Origin of the sequence: Sulfidibacter corallicola (assembly GCF_017498545.1) — a bacterium.
In the GTDB taxonomy this organism is placed as follows: Bacteria; Acidobacteriota; Holophagae; order Acanthopleuribacterales; family Acanthopleuribacteraceae; genus Sulfidibacter; species Sulfidibacter corallicola.
The window spans coordinates 11,526,692-11,546,186 of the sequence record NZ_CP071793.1; the positions used below are offsets into that span (position 1 = coordinate 11,526,692).

The window sequence follows — 19,495 nt, forward strand, 5'->3', positions numbered from 1 at the left end:
ATTGGCGGGACGGTGGACACGGTTCATTTCGCGATCACTTCGACGGGTTGGGGTTCGGGGTGGGCCTGACCTCGCAGTCCCCCGAACCGATGCCACACGGATTCGCTGACCCGTTGGATCAGCACGTACATTGCGGGCACGAAGAGGACCAGCAGCAGGGTGGCGGAAAGCATGCCGCTGAACACGGCGGTCCCCAGCGCCTGGCGGCTGTTGGCACCGGCGCCGCTGGCCACGACCAGGGGCACCATGCCGAGAATGAAGGTGGTGGCCGTCATCAGGATGGGCCGGAATCTGAGGCGTGCCGCCTCGCGCGCCGCCTCGAGAATGCCGTGGCCCTCGTCGCGGGCGGCCTTGGCGAATTCCGTGATGAGGATGGCGGTCTTGCAGGCGAGCGCCACCAGGAGGACCAGGCCGATCTGGGTGTAGACGTTGATGTCCATGCCGCGAATCGCCACCGCGATCACGGTTCCCAGCATGGCGAGCGGCACGGTCAGGATGACCGAGAGCGGCAGGGTCCAGCTCTCGTACTGGGCGGCCAGCACGAGGTACACGAAAATCACCGCCAGAATCAGCACGATCGCGGTCTTGCCCTGCGCCGCCTTCTCCTGGAAGGACATGTCGGTCCACTCGTAACCCATGCCGTGGGGCAACGAGGTGTCGGCCAGGTTCTCGATCAGGGCCATGGCCTCGCCGGAACTGATGCCGGCCGCCCCCTGGCCGTTCAATTGTGCGGAGGGATAGAGGTTGTACCGGGTGATGGTTTGCGGACCGACACCGTGTGACACGTCGATCACCGAACCAAGCGGCACCATGGCGCCGTTTTCGTTGCGCACTTCCAGGCGGGCGATGTCGTCGGGATGCGATCGGAAATCGGCATCCGCCTGGACGCGAACCTGGTAGTTCTTGCCGAATTTGCTGAAGTCGTTGACGTAGACCGAGCCGAGGTTGGCTTGCAAGGTTTCGAATACGTCCGAAAGGGGCACCCCGAGCGCCTTGGTCTGGGTGCGATCCACCTCGGCCCGCAACTGGGGCACATTGGCCCGGAAGGTCGTGAACACGCGCTGCAGATCCGCGTGACCGTTGGCCGCCATCATCAGCTTGAAGGTCTCTTCCTGCAACCGGTCCAGACCCAGGTTGGCGCGATCCTGCACCTGAAGCGTGAAACCGCCGGCCAAGCCGGCACCAAGCACGGGCGGCGGCGGGAAGGCGAAGACCATGGCTTCCTGGATGCCGGCGACCGCACCCCAGAGCTGGCCCACCATCGCGTCCACGGAAAGACCCGCGGGCAGCCGCTCTTCCCAGGGATCGAACACGACCCACACCACCGCGGTGTTGGAGGCGGTGGACATGTCCAGCACCGACAACCCGGGTATGGAGACGTAGTTCTCGACACCAGGCATCTGTTCGAGCCTGGCCTCGATGTCCTTGGCCACCTGTTTGGTGCGATCGAGCGAGGCGGCGTCGGGCAGTTGCACCGCGATCAGGGCCCAACCCTGATCTTCGTTGGGCACGAATCCTTTGGGAAGCTCGATGAAACCCCAGAGCGCCGCGAGACTGAGACCACCGAAGAACAGGGACATGACCAGGGTTCGCCGAATCAAACCGCCGACCATGACGCCGTATGCCTTTTGGACCCGGTCGAAGAAGCGGTTGAAGGCGCGCGCGAACAGGTTGGGCCGTTTTCCGCGAGAGGGTCGCAGCAGGATGGCGGCCAGGGCCGGGCTCAGCGTGAGCGCGTTGATGGTGGAAAACACCGTCGCGGAAGCGATGGCTAGCGCGAACTGGCGGTAGAGCTGACCTGTGGTGCCCCCCATGAAGGCCGTGGGCACGAAGACCGAGAGCAGCACCAACGTGGTGGCGATGACCGGCCCGGTCACCTCCTTCATGGTCCGGATCGTGGCGTCCTTGCCCGTCGTGTCGGATTCGTCCAGGTGCCTGGTCACGTTCTCGACGACGACGATCGCATCGTCGACCACGATCCCGATCGCCAACACGAGCCCGAACAGGGACAGCATGTTGATGCTCACATCGAGCCAGTACATCACGGCCAGGGTGCCGAAGATGGAGACCGGAATGGTCGCGACGGGAATCAGGCTGGCCCGCCAGTTCTGCAGGAAGAGCAGGATGACGAACACGACCAACAGGACGGTGATGGACAGGGTATCGACGACTTCGGCGATGGAGACTTCCACGAAGGTGGTGGCATCGAACGGAATGGTGTAGGCCACACCGGGTGGAAAATTCTCGGCAAGCGTGGCCATGCGGTCCTTGACGCGCTGGGCCACGGCCAGGGCGTTGGCGCCCGGTTGGAGGTAGATTCCGATGGCCGAAGCGTCCTGGCCGTTGGTTTGGCTGACCATGTCGTAGTTCTGGGCACCCAGTTCCACCCGGGCCACGTCCGCCAGACGGATCATGCCTCCGCCCGGCAGGTTCTTGACGATGATCTGTTCGAATTGCGCCACTTCCTCCAGCCGGCCGGTCACGTTGACCGCGAACTGGAACGGCTGGCCGCCTGTGCCCGGCATCTGGCCGATCTGGCCCGCGGCTACCTGCACGTTCTGCTCGCGCAGGGCGGCGATCACGTCGCTGCTGGTGAGCCGCCGCGCCTTCAAACGATCGGGGTCGATCCAAATCCGCATGCTGTAATCGCTGGAACCGTAGGCCACGACCGAACCCACCCCTTCGATGCGGGTGAGCTGATCCTTGATGTGCAGGCTGGTGTAGTTGCCCAAATAGAGGGCGTCGTAGCGGTCGTCGGGCGAGATCAGCGACACGAACAACAGGATGCTGCTGGCCTGCTTGCTGACCGTGATCCCCATGCGCTGCACTTCCGGAGGCAACTGGGACTCCACCTGGCCTACGCGGTTCTGCACCAGGACTTGGGCCAGATCGATGTCGGTACCCGCTTCGAAGGTGACCGAGAGGGTGTATTCACCGTTGTTAGTGCTGGTGCTGGACATGTACAGCATGTTCTCCACGCCGTTGACCTGCTCTTCGATGACCTGGGCCACCGTGTCGGCCAACACGCCCGCACCTGCGCCTGGATAGACTGCCCGAACCTGGACTCGCGGCGGTGCGATTTCCGGGTACTGGGCCACGGGCAACGACTGCAACGTGACCAGGCCCGCCATGACGATCACGACCGACACCACGATCGCGAGGATGGGCCGCTCGATGAAAATGCGACTGAACATGGGACCTCCTATGCCGGCGGCTGGCTGTTTTCTGCCGCATTCGCCATTTGGGACGGCTTCTCGGTGGGCGTGACCGGTGTACCGGGGCGCGCTTTTTGAAGACCGTTGACGATCACGCGGTCACCCGCTTCGATGCCACCGGAAATGACGCGGAGGTCGTCTACCAGCGGCCCCGTCGCCACGGGTCGGTACCGCACCAGATCGTCTTCACCCAGGACCAGCAGGAAATCGCCCTGCTGGTCTCGATTCACTGCGGTTTCCGGGACCAGCAGCGCCGCGGTCGGAGCGCCCACGGGCACCCGTACCCGGGCGAACAGGCCTGGCAACAAACGGTGATCGGGGTTGGCGAAGATGGCGCGAATGCGAAGGGTTCCCGTCTCGGGATCCACGCGGGTATCCACGAAATGGATGGAACCCTCGAAGGGGTAGTCACTGCCGCCCGCGAGCCCGAGTTCGACCGGCGTTCCCTGCCCCTCGCCCCCGGCTTCGGTATTGAACCGCTCCATTTCCAACAGGTCGCGTTCGTTGATGGTGAAGTAGACGTAGAGCGGATCGGCGCCCACAATGGTGGTGAGGGCGGTTCGCTCCCCGGCGCCCACCAGGTTGCCCGGGTCCACCAGCGTTCGCCCGATGCGGCCATCGATCGGCGCGGTGATTCGGGTATAGGAAAGGTCCAGTGTCGCCCGCTTCAGGGCGGCTTCGGCGGACACGACCGCGGCCCTGGCGATGGCGATATCGGCGTCGGCCTCGATCACCGCCACTTCGCTGACCGCCTTGTCCTTGAAGGCTTCGCGTCGGCGTCGTCCGGTGGCCTCGGCCAGGTCCAGCTCCGCCTTACGAATCGCGAGGGTCGCCTTGGCTTCGTCCAATCGGGCCTCGAAGGGTTCGGCATCCAAGCTGTACAAGAGATCGCCCTTGCGAACCAGGCTGCCCGGGACGAAGTGCTTTCGTTCGACGATGCCTTCCACCCGCGCGCGAACCGTCACGGATTCCAAGGCTTCGGTCATTCCCGTGAAGTGTTTGTAATGGGTGATGGTTTTCTGATGGGGCTTTTGAACGGTGACCGCCGGTGGAGGGGGCGCCGCGGGTGTGGCCGGGGCTTCCCCCGCACATCCGACGAGCAGGGCCGTGACGGCGGCCAAAATGGGGAACAATGCCCGAGGTCTTTCAAATAGTCGCTTCATGATGTTCAACCTCTCGTGTGGTTCGATGCCGGTTATGGGTGCGAGGCGCCCTGGTTCGCGGTATGGGTGGTTTGGTTGGGATCCCAGCCACCGCCCAGGGCGGCGTAGAGCCGCACGAAGTTGGCGGCGCAATCGCCACGGGCCGCGGCGAGCTGGTTCTCGAAATCCAATTGATCGCGCCGGGCATCCAGAATCGGTTGAAAATCGATCAGGCCCTGGGTGTAGAGGTCGGTGGCCAGGCGCACCGACTCCTGCGCCGCGGTGACGGAACGCTCCAGGGCGCCGAGTCGGATGCGGCCCTCGGTGTAGGCCTCGAGGGCGTTCTCCACCTCGCGGAGCCCGTTCAAAACGGATTGCTCGTAGGTGAAAAGGGCCTGCTGGGTGAGCGCGTCTCGCGCCTTGATTTGGTTGCGGATGCGGCCCCCCGAGAAAATGTTCCAACGCAGCGAGGGGCCGAACGAAAGGGTACGACTGCCGGCATCCAACAGGTTCGAGGCGTCGAACGATTCATTCCCGAACGAACCGACCAGCGAGAAACTGGGATAGAGCGCGGCTTTGGCCACGCCGATCCGCGCGGTTTGGGCGGCCAGCATGCGCTCGGCCCGCCGGATGTCGGGGCGCTGGCGCAGGAGATCGGCGGGGACCCCGAGGGTCACTTTGGGCGGCGGCAGCGGGATCGGCCGCGGATTCAGGATCTCTTGCGAAAGCGCACCGGGCTGGCGCCCCAAAAGTACGGCCAGGTTGTTGACCCCCTGAGAAACCGCCAAACGCAGCGGAGGAACCTGGGCCTGGGCGTGGGCCAACAGTCGCTGGGCCTGGGCCAGGTCGAGGTGGGTGGCCAAACCGTGGTCCACCCGGACCTGCACCAGATCGAGCAACGCCTTTTGCGCTTCGATATTGGCTTGGGCCGCGGCCAACCGGGCCTGGTTCGTACGGATGTCCAGGTAAGTGAGCGAGACGGTGGAAAAGAGCGTGATCATCACATCGGTGCGCTCTTCCTCGGTGGCCTGATACTCCGCGTGGGCGGCCTCCACCGATCGGCGGATACGACCGAACAGGTCGATTTCCCAACTGGCGGTGAGTGCATGGGCATAGAGCGTCTCCACGCCCAGGTCGGCGCCGCTGTTCTCGCTGGTGCGGATGCGCTGCACCTCGGCCCCGCCTTCAGCGGCGGGAAGTCGTTCGCCCCGCGCGAAACCGAGCAGGGCCCTCGTTTCGGCGACACGGGCGACGGCGGTGAGCAGGTCCCGGTTGTTCTGGGCGGCTTCGGCCACCAGGCGGTCGAGCAGGGGATCCTCGAACAGGACCCACCACGCTTGAACCAATTCGGCCTGGGGCAGCAGCGCCGGATCTTCGGTGTGGTGCCATTGTGGCGCCAATTCCAGTTCCGGTTTCTTGTAGTCGGGCCCAACGGTGACGCAACCGGCGAGAAAGAGCAGGGTGAGCAGCGAAAGGAGCCTACCGCGGAGGTTTCTTTCGTGCGGCGATGATGTCATGGTCTTGGCCTCCAGATAGGTGACGGATGACAGGTGAGTCGGTCAAGGGTGATGGGGTGGGAAAATGCGATGCTCTTGATTGAACGTTCATTCGATTGTTACTCAAAAAAAAGGCTGATCACGGCGCACGCCCCACGCACAGGGGACGTCGCCATGGTCGATTCGGGTCGTCTTTGGCGGTTTCGAGTGGGGTGCTGGACGGGCTGGGAGAAACGCCTAGCGGCGGATCGCTTCCCAAAGGGCGTCGACCACCCGATCGATCAGGGGATCGTCGAGCTCCAGGACGCCGGAGGCCTGTTTTCGGGCCAGGGAGCTGGCCACGTCGACGGTCAGGGTTCCGATGACGGGCGGCGGCAAATCCTTGATGATCATTTCTTTTTTGGCGCGTTCGAAACAATCGAGGAGCGGTTCGAAATAGCGCTCGACCTCGTCGCGAATCGCGGGCTCGTTGTAGGGAGAGTTGGTAAACTGCTCCAGAAAGGTCACTTCCCTGGGGTGCTGCAGGCTGTAGCGAAAGCAGAGGGCGCACAGCTCGCGGATCTGTACGCTCAGGGGTTTGCCGGGGTCGATCGCGACGAAGAGCGCATCGGCGAACCCGCGTTTGACGACGCGGTACAACTCGATGATAAGTTCGTCCTTGTTTTTGAAGTAGTGGTAAATGATGCCGGCACTGACCCCGGCCTCCTTGGCGACCTTGGACATGGCGGTCCCGTGAAACCCGTGACGGGCGATCAGGCGCAGGGTGGCGGCCAGGATCGCTTCTCGTTTGTCTTCGACAGGGCTCATGTGATCTCCCAAGATTGAACGTTCATTCGAAATCTTAATGCGAATTTCTCGAATGTCAACCGAGAACCACCATTTTGTCACTTTTTTGGAAAAAACCCGATCGATGACTTGGCACGGGTCCCGATCGAATCGTCCGTGGCCATCAATCCAACCCATATCTCGGAGGCAACATTGCCTGCACGGTAAGCCAATCGCTTCTTCGATGGGGGCTCGCTTCCTGTGTGGCGACGCGGCACACCCGACATTTGAGGACTTGTCCACGGATCACACAGATCCACACGAATACGAACACCGTCGCTCCGCTGGAGGCCGCTTGCGTTGGTTTCCCGCAATCGAACACAAGACCAGATGGTTCAAAATGACAAATCAACCTTCATAAGCATTTGATAATCATAACCTTAAGTTCGATCTCTTTTCAGAATACCTGTCGTGTGTCGCTCAGGGGTCCTGTCTATTCGTGTCAATCGGTGTGATTCGTGGACAAACAGAACATGTCGGTCACGATCCACCACCTGGAGGAACCGACCCCGTTGGGCCTTCTCTGTCCACGAAAAACACGAAAGGACACGAAAACGACTTTTGTGACATTGCCTGCTCGGTGAGCCAATCGCTTCTTCGATGGGGGGTTCGCTTCCTGTGTGGCGACGCGGCACACCCGACATTTGAGGACTTGTCCACGGATCACACAGATTCACACGAATACGAACACCGTCATTTCGTGCGAGGCCGTTTGCGTTGGTTTCCCGCAATCGAACACAAGACCAGATGGTTCAAAATGACAAATTAACCCTCATAGGCATCTGATATTCATAATTTTAAGCTCGATCTCCTTTCAGAATACCCGTCGTGTGTCGCTCAGGGGTCCTGTCTATTCGTGTCAATCGGTGTGATTCGTGGACAAACAGAACATGTCGATCGCGATCCACCGCCTGAAGGAACCGATCCCGTTGGTACCGACTGGAACGCCCATTCCCAATTGATCAGGGGCCGGCTGTGTCGGGCAATTCTTCGATGCGGTCGCCAGATACCTTGAACACGGCTAAAGAGGGCCATCCCTGATGAACACTGGCCAGACAGGCAACGCTGGTTTCATCACCGCTGGAATGGTGAAGTGTGGCGCGATATCTACGGTGCATATGTCCACAGAGCACGAGCTTCGGCTTCAAGAGATCCACCAGTTCGCGCGCCGGTTCGTTCCCGATATCCTCGGGCTCGACCACGCGATACTGACCGCGAAATTGTTCGTAGTCTTGGGGACACACGAGACCATGGGGCCAATCGTGCAACAGAAGAACATCGACCGGATCGTGATCAAGAACGGAATCGACGTCCTTGGCTCCGAATCCAATAAAGTCCTTGAGTGATCGATGACCGATCTTGTCGATCGAAGGTCGGCCCTCCGGCCAGGTCCGCTCCTGGTAGATTCCGGACAAACCGGCGATACGAAGACCGTGACCAAGTGTCACCGATCCCGCTCTGCCGAGGTAGCGGCAATTCGGTGCCACTTCTCCCCCGTCTGCCAACGGTTCGAGAAATCCGTGAGGCTCGTGATTGCCCCCGATGAAATAGATAGGCCACGGAAACCGTCTTTGCTCCCGATGAAACAGATGAAAATCACCCAAGGTCTTGTACTTCGCAGGAGCCGACATGGTAGCCACATCCCCGTCATGGCGATGGGGCTCGAAATCTCCCACCTGAAGAATAAAGTCGAGGTCCACGCCGGAAGAGGATTGCCAACGGGTCACTAAATCGACCATTCGCTGGTGACTACCGTGGACATCGCCAACCGCAGCAAAGTAGGTTTCTTTCCGTGTCATTGCTTCCTCCAAATCGCAACGACACATTTCTGGCACACAAAAATCAAAAAGACAACAATAAAACCATATTTTTAGTCACAAAGACAAAGGGGGCGCTTTTTCCCCAACGTTCCAATATTGGCTTCCACTCGGTGGATCCTCAGACGATTTGTGGCGAGGAAGGCGGCTATCCAAACGGGTTCTCCTCATTGTTTTGGGGTTTTTCGTGTTTTTTCGTGTTTTTAGTGGACAGAAAGGACCCGCGAAGGCAGGACACCCCCGCCCCCGCAAAGACAGTTTCCGCGTTTTTTGTGGACTCAGGCCAAGTTCGCGAACCAGGCGTAGATCAGCCCGGCCTGATAGAAGCGCACCGGCGCATCGAAGCCCGCCGAAGCGATGATCGCGGCCACTTCCTCGGGCGGCAGCACCGCGACGGCCCTATCCAGATTCACGCGATACGTCTCGACCTCTTCCTCGTTCATCTCGCAATGCTTCAAAGCCCGCGCCCACGAGGCCCAAAGGCTCTGGTAGGTCGGATCGGCCTTGTCCGACGCCAAATCGCCGTTCACCAAACGACCTCCCGGACGAAGCCGCGCCGCAATTTGCCGGAACAGGCCACGCCGCTCCGCCACGTCCATCATGAAATGCGAGACCAACACGCAGGTCGCCGCATCGAAAGCCTCGGTTTCCGGCAAGGTATCCAGGAATCCCTCGTGGAAGGTGCAACGGGATGCGACACCCAATTCCTCCGCACGCTTGCGACAAATGGTCAGCATGGGGACCGCCGGTTCCACCGCGGTGAAGTGCCAGCCCGGATTCGCACGCGCCAATTCCAACAACTCGAGGCCGGTACCCGCACCGATCACCAGGATCCGGGCATCGGCGGGAAGATCGGACAGGACCATGCGAATGAGGAAATCGAGTGCTTCGCGGATGGGCGCCATCTTGGCGAACCGCTTCTCGTAGTTCGAGGCCCGCTCCTCGTCGAAAATGATGGATGATTTTTGGTTTTCCATGGCATAAGCTCCTAATTGAGTGATATGTACAGGATTCGCCACCCATGATCAAAGGATGAAACAGATCAACGTACCAAGGGCAAAGGCCACAACCCGCAAGAATATACCAAGAAAGACTTATCACTCTTAATTCAAAATAGATAAAACATCACTAGAGCTTCGAATTCGCCTCATCGATCCAGGATGCACACCCACACCCAAAACTCAACCCAACGAGTTCAAGCCGTTCAAGTCGGCCTGGCCCATCGCCTCCCCACCTTTGGTGGTGGTCTCGTGGGGCTCGTTGCTGCGCAGCTTGGCCAACAAGTCGAGACTGATGGTCGCCTGTAGCGCCAACAGCAGTTTGGGCTGCTCGCTCAACAGGGTCGACAACTTGGTCCGCGACCACCGAATCAGACGCAGCGGATCGGAAGCGACGACCGTGGCACTGGCGGGCTCCTTGGTCAGGAAACTCATTTCCCCCACGAACTGATGAGGCGCCAGCATGGCCACCACCTCGTCGTCCACTTTGACCTCGGCCCGCCCCCCAAAAATAAAGTAGAGATACTCGGGATCTTCACCCCGCTCGACGAGGACCTCCCCGGGGTCCGCGTGACACCAGGACCCATAGTTCAACAGGGTCATGAACTCGTCGGAGGCGAAGGGAATGAAGCCCTTCATCCGATGGCGAATCCTGCCACCGATGACGAGCGCGGCCGCGACCAACACCAAATTCTTGACGATGTACTGACCCTCCAGCGTGAGCGCGTAGGGAAACACCTGCCAGCAACGCTCCGGCAAGAGCAAAAACGGCAGGGCCGTGCCAGGCATGTGCAGGAACAACAACAGCAATCCCAAGCGCAACAGGGGTTTGTATAAAAAACAGAGGCCGATGGCGATTTCCCAAATCCCCAGCACAAACACGAAATGCGGGATGGGTGACCAATAAGTGACGTCGCGAACCAACTGATCGGCGGGGCTCAGGCCAAAGGGCTTGAGAACCCCGAACCAAATGAACACGATGCCCAAGGCGATCCGCAGGGCGAGCATCCCACTCTTTTCCATCCAACCGAAAATGCGCAGCTCGACTTCGTCGAACCATTGACTGACCGTACTTCGCTTCTCCATGGGCACACCTCTCCATTGAGATCGATGGATACTCCAGACCTGGCTCGATCCAAATTTTGCACAACAAAAATAAGCACCAAAATCACAATTGGTGACACAAAAAAATTAACGACTCGCTTCGATTCATCGCGCAAAATGACTCATTCACGAAATGAGACCGAGTCAAGTCGACATACGGAACATAAATCCAGGATCTGGCCAAGCGGCTTTTCGCCCACGATGATACGGCTCGAAACAGATCCGATTGCTATATTCTGCCAGATCACGACCTAGATTTGGAGACCATACTTTTGCAAGGACAATTTCGAAAACCCCTGGGAAACATGCATTTTTGCAACGAGCCCCAAAGAAAAACGCCTCGATTCGATGATCGAGGCGTTTTCGATGGGAATGTCCCGTGCCGTGGCCTGCCCAGGGGTGGGACCTCGTTCGGTCGTTACAACGGGCTTCATTCAGGGAAGACTTCCAAGGTCACGAACAAACTGTAGTGATGCTTGTCGATACCGGACTCGGGTTTACCGGGGAGCGTCAACGCCGCCTGGAATAGGTAGAAACCCGCTTCAGTGAAGGATAGCTGGAAACCTCCCTGCTCGTCGGTTTTCAACTCCATGGCTTTTCGCTCGTTGCGGTGGCGTGTCCCACTGCGGACCACCACGATTTCCGCGCTCTGATCCAGGGGTTTGCCGTCGTAGAACAACTGGAAGTCGCCCGTTTCGTTGACGAACAGGTCGTTGGGATGTCCCTTGCCACCGAGCTCCAAGCCTTTGCCCGTGGGCTTCATGGCGGCCCTGTTGGGTTCGTTGAGTGTGACGAAGGTTTCCACACGTGAAGCCGTCGTCCGGCGCACCACATCGGTCGCGCCCTCGGGAAGGGTCGCGTCCGGGCCGAACACACGACCCCGCGATCCGTCGGCCTTTTGAAAGGTCGTCATCGGGAACTCGGGGTGGATCACGCTGATCCGGTAGGTGCCGGAGGATTCCAGTTTGAGATCGCCGACCGACAAGCGGGAGAAGGCCTGCCAATCGAAGTCCTTCGATACGCTGCCGTCGGGATTGATGACCACGGACTGCAAACGCGCGAAGTAGCCTTTCAAACTGGGAGGAACCGCGCCTTTACCATTGTCGCCGAAGGGTCGATCGGGATGAAAGACGTCGTTGGAGATGCTGGAGATCACACTGACGCTTTGGCTGCTTTCCCCGGACAGCACCGTATGGGTGGGTACGATGTAACGGTCGTGGGCCAGGGCTCCGCTCACGGCGGGAATCAGGCTCGAGAGAATCAGGACTCGGATGATGGTCACGTTCATTTCATTTACCTCCGTCGATCTCGATGTGGACCTCGCCGATTTCGCCACGACCGGTCAAGGTATAGTGCTGGGGTTTGTCGCCGCCCAGGACCACTTTCTGGCGCAGAAAGTCGCGGCCCCCTTCTTCTCTGGCCGCCTCGACGTTCAGGTAATACTCGCCCGCGGGCAGCGGCCGGCCCTCGGCATCCAACCCATTCCAGAGCACGCGATAGGAACCGGGTTTGCGGGTCGCACCGGAAACGGCGTCGTAGGGCGGCTCCTTGCTACGTCCCAGCTTGCGCCACCACTGACGCATATCCTTCAACCATTCGTCCTGCTCGTGCCAGACGGCCAGGGTGTGGACCCCTTTTCGTTCCGTGGTTTCCAGCCAGATGGCCACGTAGGGCCGGTGATAGGGTCGAGCATCCAGTTGCGGAATGACAATTTCGACGCGTACCCCTTCGGCCGCGGGAGCCGGGCTGCCCAGCAGCACCAGCAGCAGTAGACATGAGTTCATGATCTGAACCCTCCTCAACCGTGCGCCTCCCTCACGAGGCGGAAGGCACCCATAAAATGTAGATGAGCCAGGGCGATACCGTACCGGCGACGACCAACACCAAACCCGATAGCCGCCACTTGGCTTGCTGTAACAAAATGACCAGGCCCGTCAGCGCGGACAGGCCGATTAGGATTGCCGAGAGGTCGATGACCCAAGACCACTGGGCACCGGTGTGACGACCCTTGTGCAGGTCGTTGAGCACACCCACCAGGGTCCCTTCCTGGAACTCCGCCTCCATCACGCCGTCCTCCAGGAAGATGGTGATGAAGGCGTACCCGGCGGGCAGCGGATAGTCGAAGGTCCACTCGCCGAGCTGTACGTCCAAGTTCACCTTGCGCGGGTTCTTCAAGCCGGTCACTTCTTCGATCATCCGCTCGACTCGACCGAGCGGCGGGTTCTCGGTATCCCGAACCGCCTGGCGCAACGCGGCGGGCAACTCGTGCCGCTCCAGGCGATGGGCCCCCTTGCTGTCGAACCAGGATAGGTGGTTGAGCAGGAGGCCGGTGACACAGAAGAAGAGCAGCAGGCTGAACATGACCGTCGAGATGTACACGTGAATCCAGCGACAGGCCGTGAACAAGCGGCGCCCTTGCGCGGACTTGGTCCAGCCCCAAAAGGTACTGGTCTTCCGAGCGCCACGAGGACGCGGCAGATCCGACATCCTCGTGGCCTGCTTTGGACGAGTCCCGGTCATCGATTAAAATTGGAACGCCAGGGTCGCCTTGATGTTCCGCCCCGGCTCGTAGTCGAGCAGGTACAGTTCACCGAAACGCGGGTGGAAGGACAGCCCCGTTCGCGACGAGTGCGAGGCGTAGAACTCGTCGAAGAGGTTGTCCACGCCCAGGGTCAGCGACAGGCCCTCGAGGCGGCGCGGCATCCAACGCGCCGAGACGTTGTGCACCGAAAAGCTGTCTTTCGCATTGTCGCGGGTCGCACCATCCAGATCCAGGCCGGCATCCACGTCGCCGGCCACCAGGCTGTCCCAATGCAGGTGGAGCCGCGTTTGGGGCAACTGGTAGTCGATCACCAGACTGAAGGTATCGCCCTGGGTCCGGTCGAGTCGGGCGCCATCCAAATCACCGTAGATGTCGAGGGCGGACAACTCGCTGTCGGCGGTGGCGTAAGTCAGAAACGCGCGCAAGCCACCCGCTTCGTAACCCACATAGGCTTCGCCGCCATCGATCTGCATATCGCCCACGTTGTCGCGCCAATACCGCACCTCGGGATTGGGCGCGTAGTCGTAGATGTAGTCGTCGATGTCGGTTCGAAACATGGTGAGCCCGAGCGAGAAACGCTCCGCACCGAACAGCGGCGCGTTGTAGACGAAGCCGATCTCCGTGTTCAGGCCCGTTTCCTCTTCGATTCCGGGGTTCGGCGAATCGTACAGGCCGGCGCCAACGAAGACTTCGCCGATTTCCGGCGCCTTGTACAACTGGGTGCTGCCGATCCGCCAGAAGACGTGATCGTTGACCTGGTGTTCGAACGCCAAGCCCGCCGAGGCGCCGCTGAAGGTATCGGACACCACCGCGGAATCCACGTCCACATGATCGAAGCGGACCCCGGGCACCAAGGCCAGCCCGCCTTCCCATTCGATGCGATCCTCGATGAACACGGCCGTATTGACGGCGTCCTCGCTGGAGGCTTCGACCGAATCGGTGGTGAAGGCGGTGTCGTATTGGTTGCGGTTGACCCCGTAGGTAAGGGTATGGTTTACGCCGCTTTCGATCACGGTGCGGCCGGTGAATTCGAACCCGAAATTCTCGGCTTCGCCTTCGATCAGCGATTCGCCGCCGAACACCGCGGCGACCCCGGACTCGTCGCGGAACAGCTCACTGGTGTTCTGGTAGGCCGTGGCTTCGAGGCGCGTCCCCGAACCGACCACGACCTCGTAATTCAGGGTCAAGGTATCGCGGGTGAATTCGGTGGGATACACCAGCGGCAATCCCAGGTTCTCGGCGATCGCCAGGTCGGTGGCCAGACCCATGTCGGGTCTGTAACTGTAGTCGCCCTCGTCCTTGTAGTTTTCGTAGCCCATTTCGAGGCGCTGGTCGCCGCCGAGGTCCCAACCCAGCTTAAAGAGCGCATCGCCCAGCTCGCCTTCGAGTCCCCGCACCTCGCCATCGGTCCCGGGAATTTCATTGCCCGAAAAATCTTTGATCTGGTCGCCGCCGACCGAGAAATTGTCGCGATCCACAAAGTTGTAATAAGCCAGGACGTCGATGCGATCATTCAGCCTGGCGAAACCCGTGGCGGTGTACCCGGTTGAGGCATTGTCGCCGTAGCTGGCCTGGAGACGCGCACCGGATTTCTGCCCGGGGGCCAGCAGATCCTTGGGATCCTTGGTCTCCATGCGCACCGAACCGCCGAGACCACCGTTGATGACCGACCCCGTGCCCACTTCGATGTCGACGGACTTCAGAATGTCGGCGTGGATTTGCAGGTTCCCCATGTGGTGGTACATGTAGGAATTTTGGCTGGCTCCATCGATACTGATTCGCAGATCGCGATCGCCGAGGCTGCGGATCGTGATGCGCTGGTTGAGCGAATGGGCACCACCGACGTCGATGCCGGGAATGGTGCGCAGCAGGTCGCTGATATGGTCGGGTTGCTTGATGGCCATGGCCTCGTCGTCCAGCTTCACGGAAGAGGAACGGACCTCGGTGGCCCAGACCTGGATGTTCTCTTCGATGGTCGGCTCGGCATCGGGAGCCTCGGCGTTTTTCTTGGTTTCGGTTTGGGCCAGCAGACCCGCACCCATCCAACAGATCAGTATCAGAACGAAATAATGGAATCTCATCGTGTTCACCCTTCAAGACAGACAGCGGAATAATTGTCGACATTCGTACCCGGGCAAAGCTATGCGTCATCGGCGCGAATCATAGCAATGAGAATATTGAAATTCAATCTCAATTTTAAAATAATACTTCGTGACGACTGATCCCCCTCTCCTGCGAGCGGCAACGGTCAGTTTGGGGATCGGGCTGGGCAAGATCATCTGCTCCCGAAAAAGCCCAAGACCGGTAACTCGAGATCGTCCGCAGCTCGGGCGCCCGCATTTCTCAGAAATCCAGGCTGGACCTCCCGAAGCTCCAATGAGAAAATACGTCATTTTAGAAAATACGATCTTTACGAAACCTAAACATACCAAGTTAATTGATCAGCAAAATCGAACGCTATCTCGGATCCCCACCGAGCAACCTTAATCCCCCCTCATTTCCTCCGCCAGTTTCAAAACGCGCCCAACCTTCCACTCTACCCCCCTCGAGCAAAGGATGTCATTTATGGGCCATGAATGTTCGGGTGACGTGGTCACCCCAGGGGCGGTGTCCCTGGAGATCACCGCTCTCCTGCGCCGCTGGTCGTCCAGTAACCAGCAGGCATTAAATGAAATTATCGTCTTGGTTTACAACGAGTTGCGTTCCATGGCGCGCCAGTACCTGCGCCACGAGGCCCGCAATCTCTCCATCCAACCGACCGCCTTGGTGCACGAGGTCTACGAAATGCTCCATGGCCGCCACGACCTGGTTTTCGAGAATCGGGTGCACTTCTTCCGGTGCGCCAGATTGATCATGCGCCAGATTACGATCAAGTACGCGCGCATGAAGCAATCGCTCAAACGCGGCGGCAGCAAGGCCCACCAGACCTTCGACGATGCGGTGCACCTCGGCCAACGCATGTTGGAACCGGAAGTCCTGCTCGCCCTGGATCGGGCGCTGAACCAATTGGCGACCATGGATCCCAGAAAGCACCGAATCACGGAGCTGCGCTTTTTCCTGGGATTGAAGATGGAGGAGATCGCGGAGGTTCTGGAGATCTCGCCGCGGACGGCTCGGCGCGAGTGGCAAACGACCCAGTGCTGGTTGGTTCGCGAGCTGAAAAAGGCGGTCTAGCAGCCACCTGTCCGCGAACGGGGCCAGAGCCATTGTCCACTAAAAACACGAAAAAACACGAAAACGATACGCCCCACATTCCCTGCTCAGTGAATCGGACGCCTCTTCGATGAGTCTCAGGAACACATTCTGTTGTTTATCAGCACGTTAGAGCTGAAAGCTAGATAGGTTCCCTATAATGCCAACGAGTTCGGTTCCTGGGTGGCCACGTGTCACACGCGGCATTTGACGACTCGCCCACGAATCACACGGATCCACACGAATACGAACACAATCATTCCGTTCGATGTGCCATCCATGGGTTCCGTCTATCCGTGTCAATCGGTGTGATTCGTGGACGGTTCTCTCCCGGTTCCCGAGAAACGCCTCTGATGACTTGGAGATCGAGATCGGGAGTATCGTTTTCGTGTTTTTTCGTGTTTTTAGTGGACAGCTCCAGGTGCAACCATCATTAAATCAAGCACTTTGAATTTTTCTCGAAAAAATATTGGCCGCTTTTCCCCATGACTTCCTTAGCAGGGAGTGAGGCCGGAGAGGAGCCTCCCGGACCTTGCTCGGGTTCGGATCGGGTTACATCCAACCCGCTTATTTATTTTTTCGAGGAGAAAACCAATGTTTCAAGCGTGGACCAAATGGTGTTCCTTGCTTTGTCTCGTTCTCGGCGCGTTCTCGATCGCCGGCTCGACAAAAATCGAGAAGGAAGTCTACGACGCCTTTTCCCATGACTTTTCCGCCATGCAGACCTACGGCGACACGGAAGAGAAAGGCGTGCGGGTCATCGTCCACCTCGACCCCAGTGGCAAACCGACCCCCGAATTGCTGGAACACGAGGACGACCTCGCCCTGGCGTCATTGGCCGACGAAGTCTACACCACCCAATCGCTGTTCCTGGAAGAACTGCAGACCGCGGGTCTCATGGAACGGCCCGATGACGATGGACCGTCCGTCTTTCAGGTGGAACTGCTGCTCACCTACCAATACGCCTTCGCGGCAACCGTCGCCGATGCCGATGTCCTGGAAGAAATCGCGGCCTTCGACGAAGTCCAAAAAATCACGATCGACCGTCTCAACGAGTTGTTCACCGTCCAGGGTCGCAACATCACCGGTTCGACCCGGGCCGCCAATGCCGGATTCCGCGGCAACGGCATCGGCGTCGCGGTCATCGACACCCAATTCGACCTGCTCCACCCCGAACTGGGCGGCAGCACCAGGCTACCGAACAGCGTCGTGGCCGGCGGCCGCAATTTCTCCGACAGCTCGCCCATCCACTCCCGCGACATGAGCCGGTGTTACCACGGGACCGGCACCGCCTCGATCGTGCACCGCTACGCGCCCAACGCCGATATCTACGCTCTGGTCGTGTTCCCCAACGCCTACGACTCGGTGATCGCCAACGCCATCGATTGGTGCGTCTCCAACCGCAACGGCGTCAATGGCGGCGCCCGTATTCGCGTGATCAGCATGTCGCTGGGCGGCGGCCGCTATACGGGTACCTGCAACAGCGGCGTCATCCACACCTCGGCCGGCGTGGCCCTGCGCAACGGCATCGTGGTCCTGGCCGCCTCCGGCAACAACGGTTGGACCAACGCCATCGCGTCACCGGCCTGCTCCTCCAACGTGATCTCGATCGGCGCCACCTGGGACGCCAACAACGCGCGCTATACACCGTTCCCGCCCGCCAACTGCAACGATTCCAGCCGCCGCGTCAACGAGCGGACCTGTTATTCCAACACCTCCGCGGCGTTGGACCTGTACGCGCCCTCGGAGGAAGTCATCTGTGCCCGCTGCGGCGGCGGCACCGCGCCCCTCGGCGGCACCTCCTCGGCCTGTCCGGCCGCAGCCGGCATGTTGGCCCAATACTTCAACACCGATCGGTCCCTGTTCGGCAACCGAACGGGCATCATCAACCGTTTCCGCAGCACCGGGGTCGTCGTCGCCGGCGATTCGGGCAAACGGCGCATGGATCTGATGGCGGCCATCGGCAATTGCGTCGACGCCCCCAGCGGCATCGCGGCCTGGTGGCCCTTCGACGAATCCTCCGGCTCGACCGCCCGCGACATCGCCGGCAGCAGCCACGGCAACCGTCGCGGCGCCAGCTTCTCCTCGGGTCGCGTCGGACGCGCCTACAAGTTCGACGGAAGCAACGACTACGTCTCGGTGCCCAACCGCTCGGCCATCAACCTGGGCACGGGCGACTTCACCATCACGGCCTGGATCCGGACCACGCAAAACCACGCCATCATCTTGACCAAGCGCAATTCGGCCGACAACCGCGGCTACCTGTTCATGGTGTACGGCAAGCGCCTGCTGCTTCAGATGGCCGACAACCCGCGCGGCCACTACAACTACACCAGCACGTCGATCCCGATCGTGGCCAACAACGCCTGGCGCCACGTGGCCGTCACCGTCGACCGCAACAACACCAGGGGTGGTCGGATGTACGTCGACGGCAACCTGGTCTACACCTTCAACCCGACCAACCGCCAGGGGAGCTTGAACACCTCGGATGCACTCCGCATCGGGCAACGCGACGGTGCGGGCAGTTACTTCAAGGGCAACCTCGACGAAGTGACCCTGTACAAGCGCGCGCTTTCGGCAACCCAGATCCGCAACGAGTTCCTGGCCGGTGCGGACGGCAAATGTAGATAGGATCCCCAACCGCCCCGGGGCAGTCCCTGTCGACCAGGTCCCCCGGGGTTTCCGTATTTTAGTTTCTTTTTTTACCACAAAGTGCACAGAGGACACCGAGGAAGAACACGCACATTATCATTAAAAAACACCTCATTTTCTACTACAAAGAATGCAGAGTTTTCATAATCATTCACCATAAATCACCCATTTAATAAATACAAAATAAGAACCATAATATATCTATTCAATCTATCCACTCACAAACTCAATATTTCCAATATCGAAAACATAATAAAATTAAACATATATTTTCACATCAATCAAATACGTAATTTCATATTAAATTCAAAAAATATAGCTAATTTTTTCGCCACTCTTCGTTACCTGCATCCTCTGCGATAGAAATCCTCCTCAAACACTCAAGTAAAATCAATTTACATACTTTAAAATTATTTCAAACACTCATCAATCAAACTCAGAAGATCAACAACTGTCATTAAACACCATGACTAAAAGAAGGATAAACCTCCGCTTCTCAACTTAGTGTTCTC

13 protein-coding genes are annotated in these 19,495 nt (G+C 59.4%); 2 read left to right on the top strand and 11 right to left on the bottom strand.

The features are described from left to right. Nucleotides 1-23: 23 nt before the first annotated feature. The 11 genes from J3U87_RS34020 to J3U87_RS34070 form a co-directional block, all read right to left on the bottom strand. Nucleotides 24-3,194, bottom strand: coding sequence for an efflux RND transporter permease subunit (locus tag J3U87_RS34020; RefSeq protein WP_237380504.1), 3,171 nt, complete (start codon nt 3,192-3,194; stop codon nt 24-26). An 8-nt stretch (nt 3,195-3,202) separates the two neighbouring features. Beyond that, entirely contained in the window at nt 3,203-4,378 is a 1,176-nt protein-coding gene (locus J3U87_RS34025; RefSeq protein ID WP_237380506.1) for an efflux RND transporter periplasmic adaptor subunit, read from the bottom strand. A gap of 32 nt (nt 4,379-4,410) precedes the next feature. Beyond that, on the bottom strand, nt 4,411-5,874 hold the full coding sequence (locus J3U87_RS34030) for an efflux transporter outer membrane subunit (RefSeq protein WP_237380508.1): 1,464 nt from the start codon (nt 5,872-5,874) through the stop codon (nt 4,411-4,413). A 216-nt stretch (nt 5,875-6,090) separates the two neighbouring features. Beyond that, complete coding sequence (locus J3U87_RS34035) at nt 6,091-6,660, bottom strand: TetR/AcrR family transcriptional regulator (protein ID WP_237380510.1); 570 nt, start codon at nt 6,658-6,660, stop codon at nt 6,091-6,093. Between the two features lie 980 nt (nt 6,661-7,640). Then, on the bottom strand, nt 7,641-8,477 hold the full coding sequence (locus tag J3U87_RS34040) for a metallophosphoesterase (protein WP_237380512.1): 837 nt from the start codon (nt 8,475-8,477) through the stop codon (nt 7,641-7,643). A gap of 296 nt (nt 8,478-8,773) precedes the next feature. Continuing rightward, nucleotides 8,774-9,472 carry a class I SAM-dependent methyltransferase gene (locus tag J3U87_RS34045; protein ID WP_237380514.1) on the bottom strand — a complete coding sequence of 233 codons (699 nt, stop codon included), beginning with the start codon at nt 9,470-9,472 and terminating at the stop codon, nt 8,774-8,776. A 204-nt stretch (nt 9,473-9,676) separates the two neighbouring features. After that, entirely contained in the window at nt 9,677-10,579 is a 903-nt protein-coding gene (locus J3U87_RS34050) for a cyclic nucleotide-binding domain-containing protein (RefSeq protein WP_237380516.1), read from the bottom strand. A 448-nt stretch (nt 10,580-11,027) separates the two neighbouring features. Then, nucleotides 11,028-11,885, bottom strand: coding sequence for a DUF4198 domain-containing protein (locus J3U87_RS34055; RefSeq protein WP_237380517.1), 858 nt, complete (start codon nt 11,883-11,885; stop codon nt 11,028-11,030). Nucleotide 11,886: 1 nt separating this feature from the next. Then, nucleotides 11,887-12,381: a DUF2271 domain-containing protein gene (locus tag J3U87_RS34060; protein ID WP_237380519.1), complete on the bottom strand. Its 495-nt coding sequence runs from the start codon at nt 12,379-12,381 to the stop codon at nt 11,887-11,889. A gap of 31 nt (nt 12,382-12,412) precedes the next feature. Beyond that, nucleotides 12,413-13,084, bottom strand: a complete 672-nt coding sequence (locus tag J3U87_RS34065) for a PepSY-associated TM helix domain-containing protein (RefSeq protein ID WP_237380521.1) — start codon at nt 13,082-13,084, stop codon at nt 12,413-12,415. A gap of 36 nt (nt 13,085-13,120) precedes the next feature. Then, entirely contained in the window at nt 13,121-15,220 is a 2,100-nt protein-coding gene (locus J3U87_RS34070) for a TonB-dependent receptor domain-containing protein (protein WP_237380523.1), read from the bottom strand. A 484-nt stretch (nt 15,221-15,704) separates the two neighbouring features. Between J3U87_RS34070 and J3U87_RS34075 the strand changes: the two genes are divergently transcribed. Both J3U87_RS34075 and J3U87_RS34080 read left to right on the top strand, forming a co-directional pair. After that, nucleotides 15,705-16,313, top strand: coding sequence for an ECF-type sigma factor (locus tag J3U87_RS34075; protein ID WP_237380525.1), 609 nt, complete (start codon nt 15,705-15,707; stop codon nt 16,311-16,313). Nucleotides 16,314-16,925: 612 nt separating this feature from the next. Next, entirely contained in the window at nt 16,926-18,962 is a 2,037-nt protein-coding gene (locus J3U87_RS34080; RefSeq protein ID WP_237380527.1) for a LamG-like jellyroll fold domain-containing protein, read from the top strand. Nucleotides 18,963-19,495 lie beyond the last annotated feature (533 nt).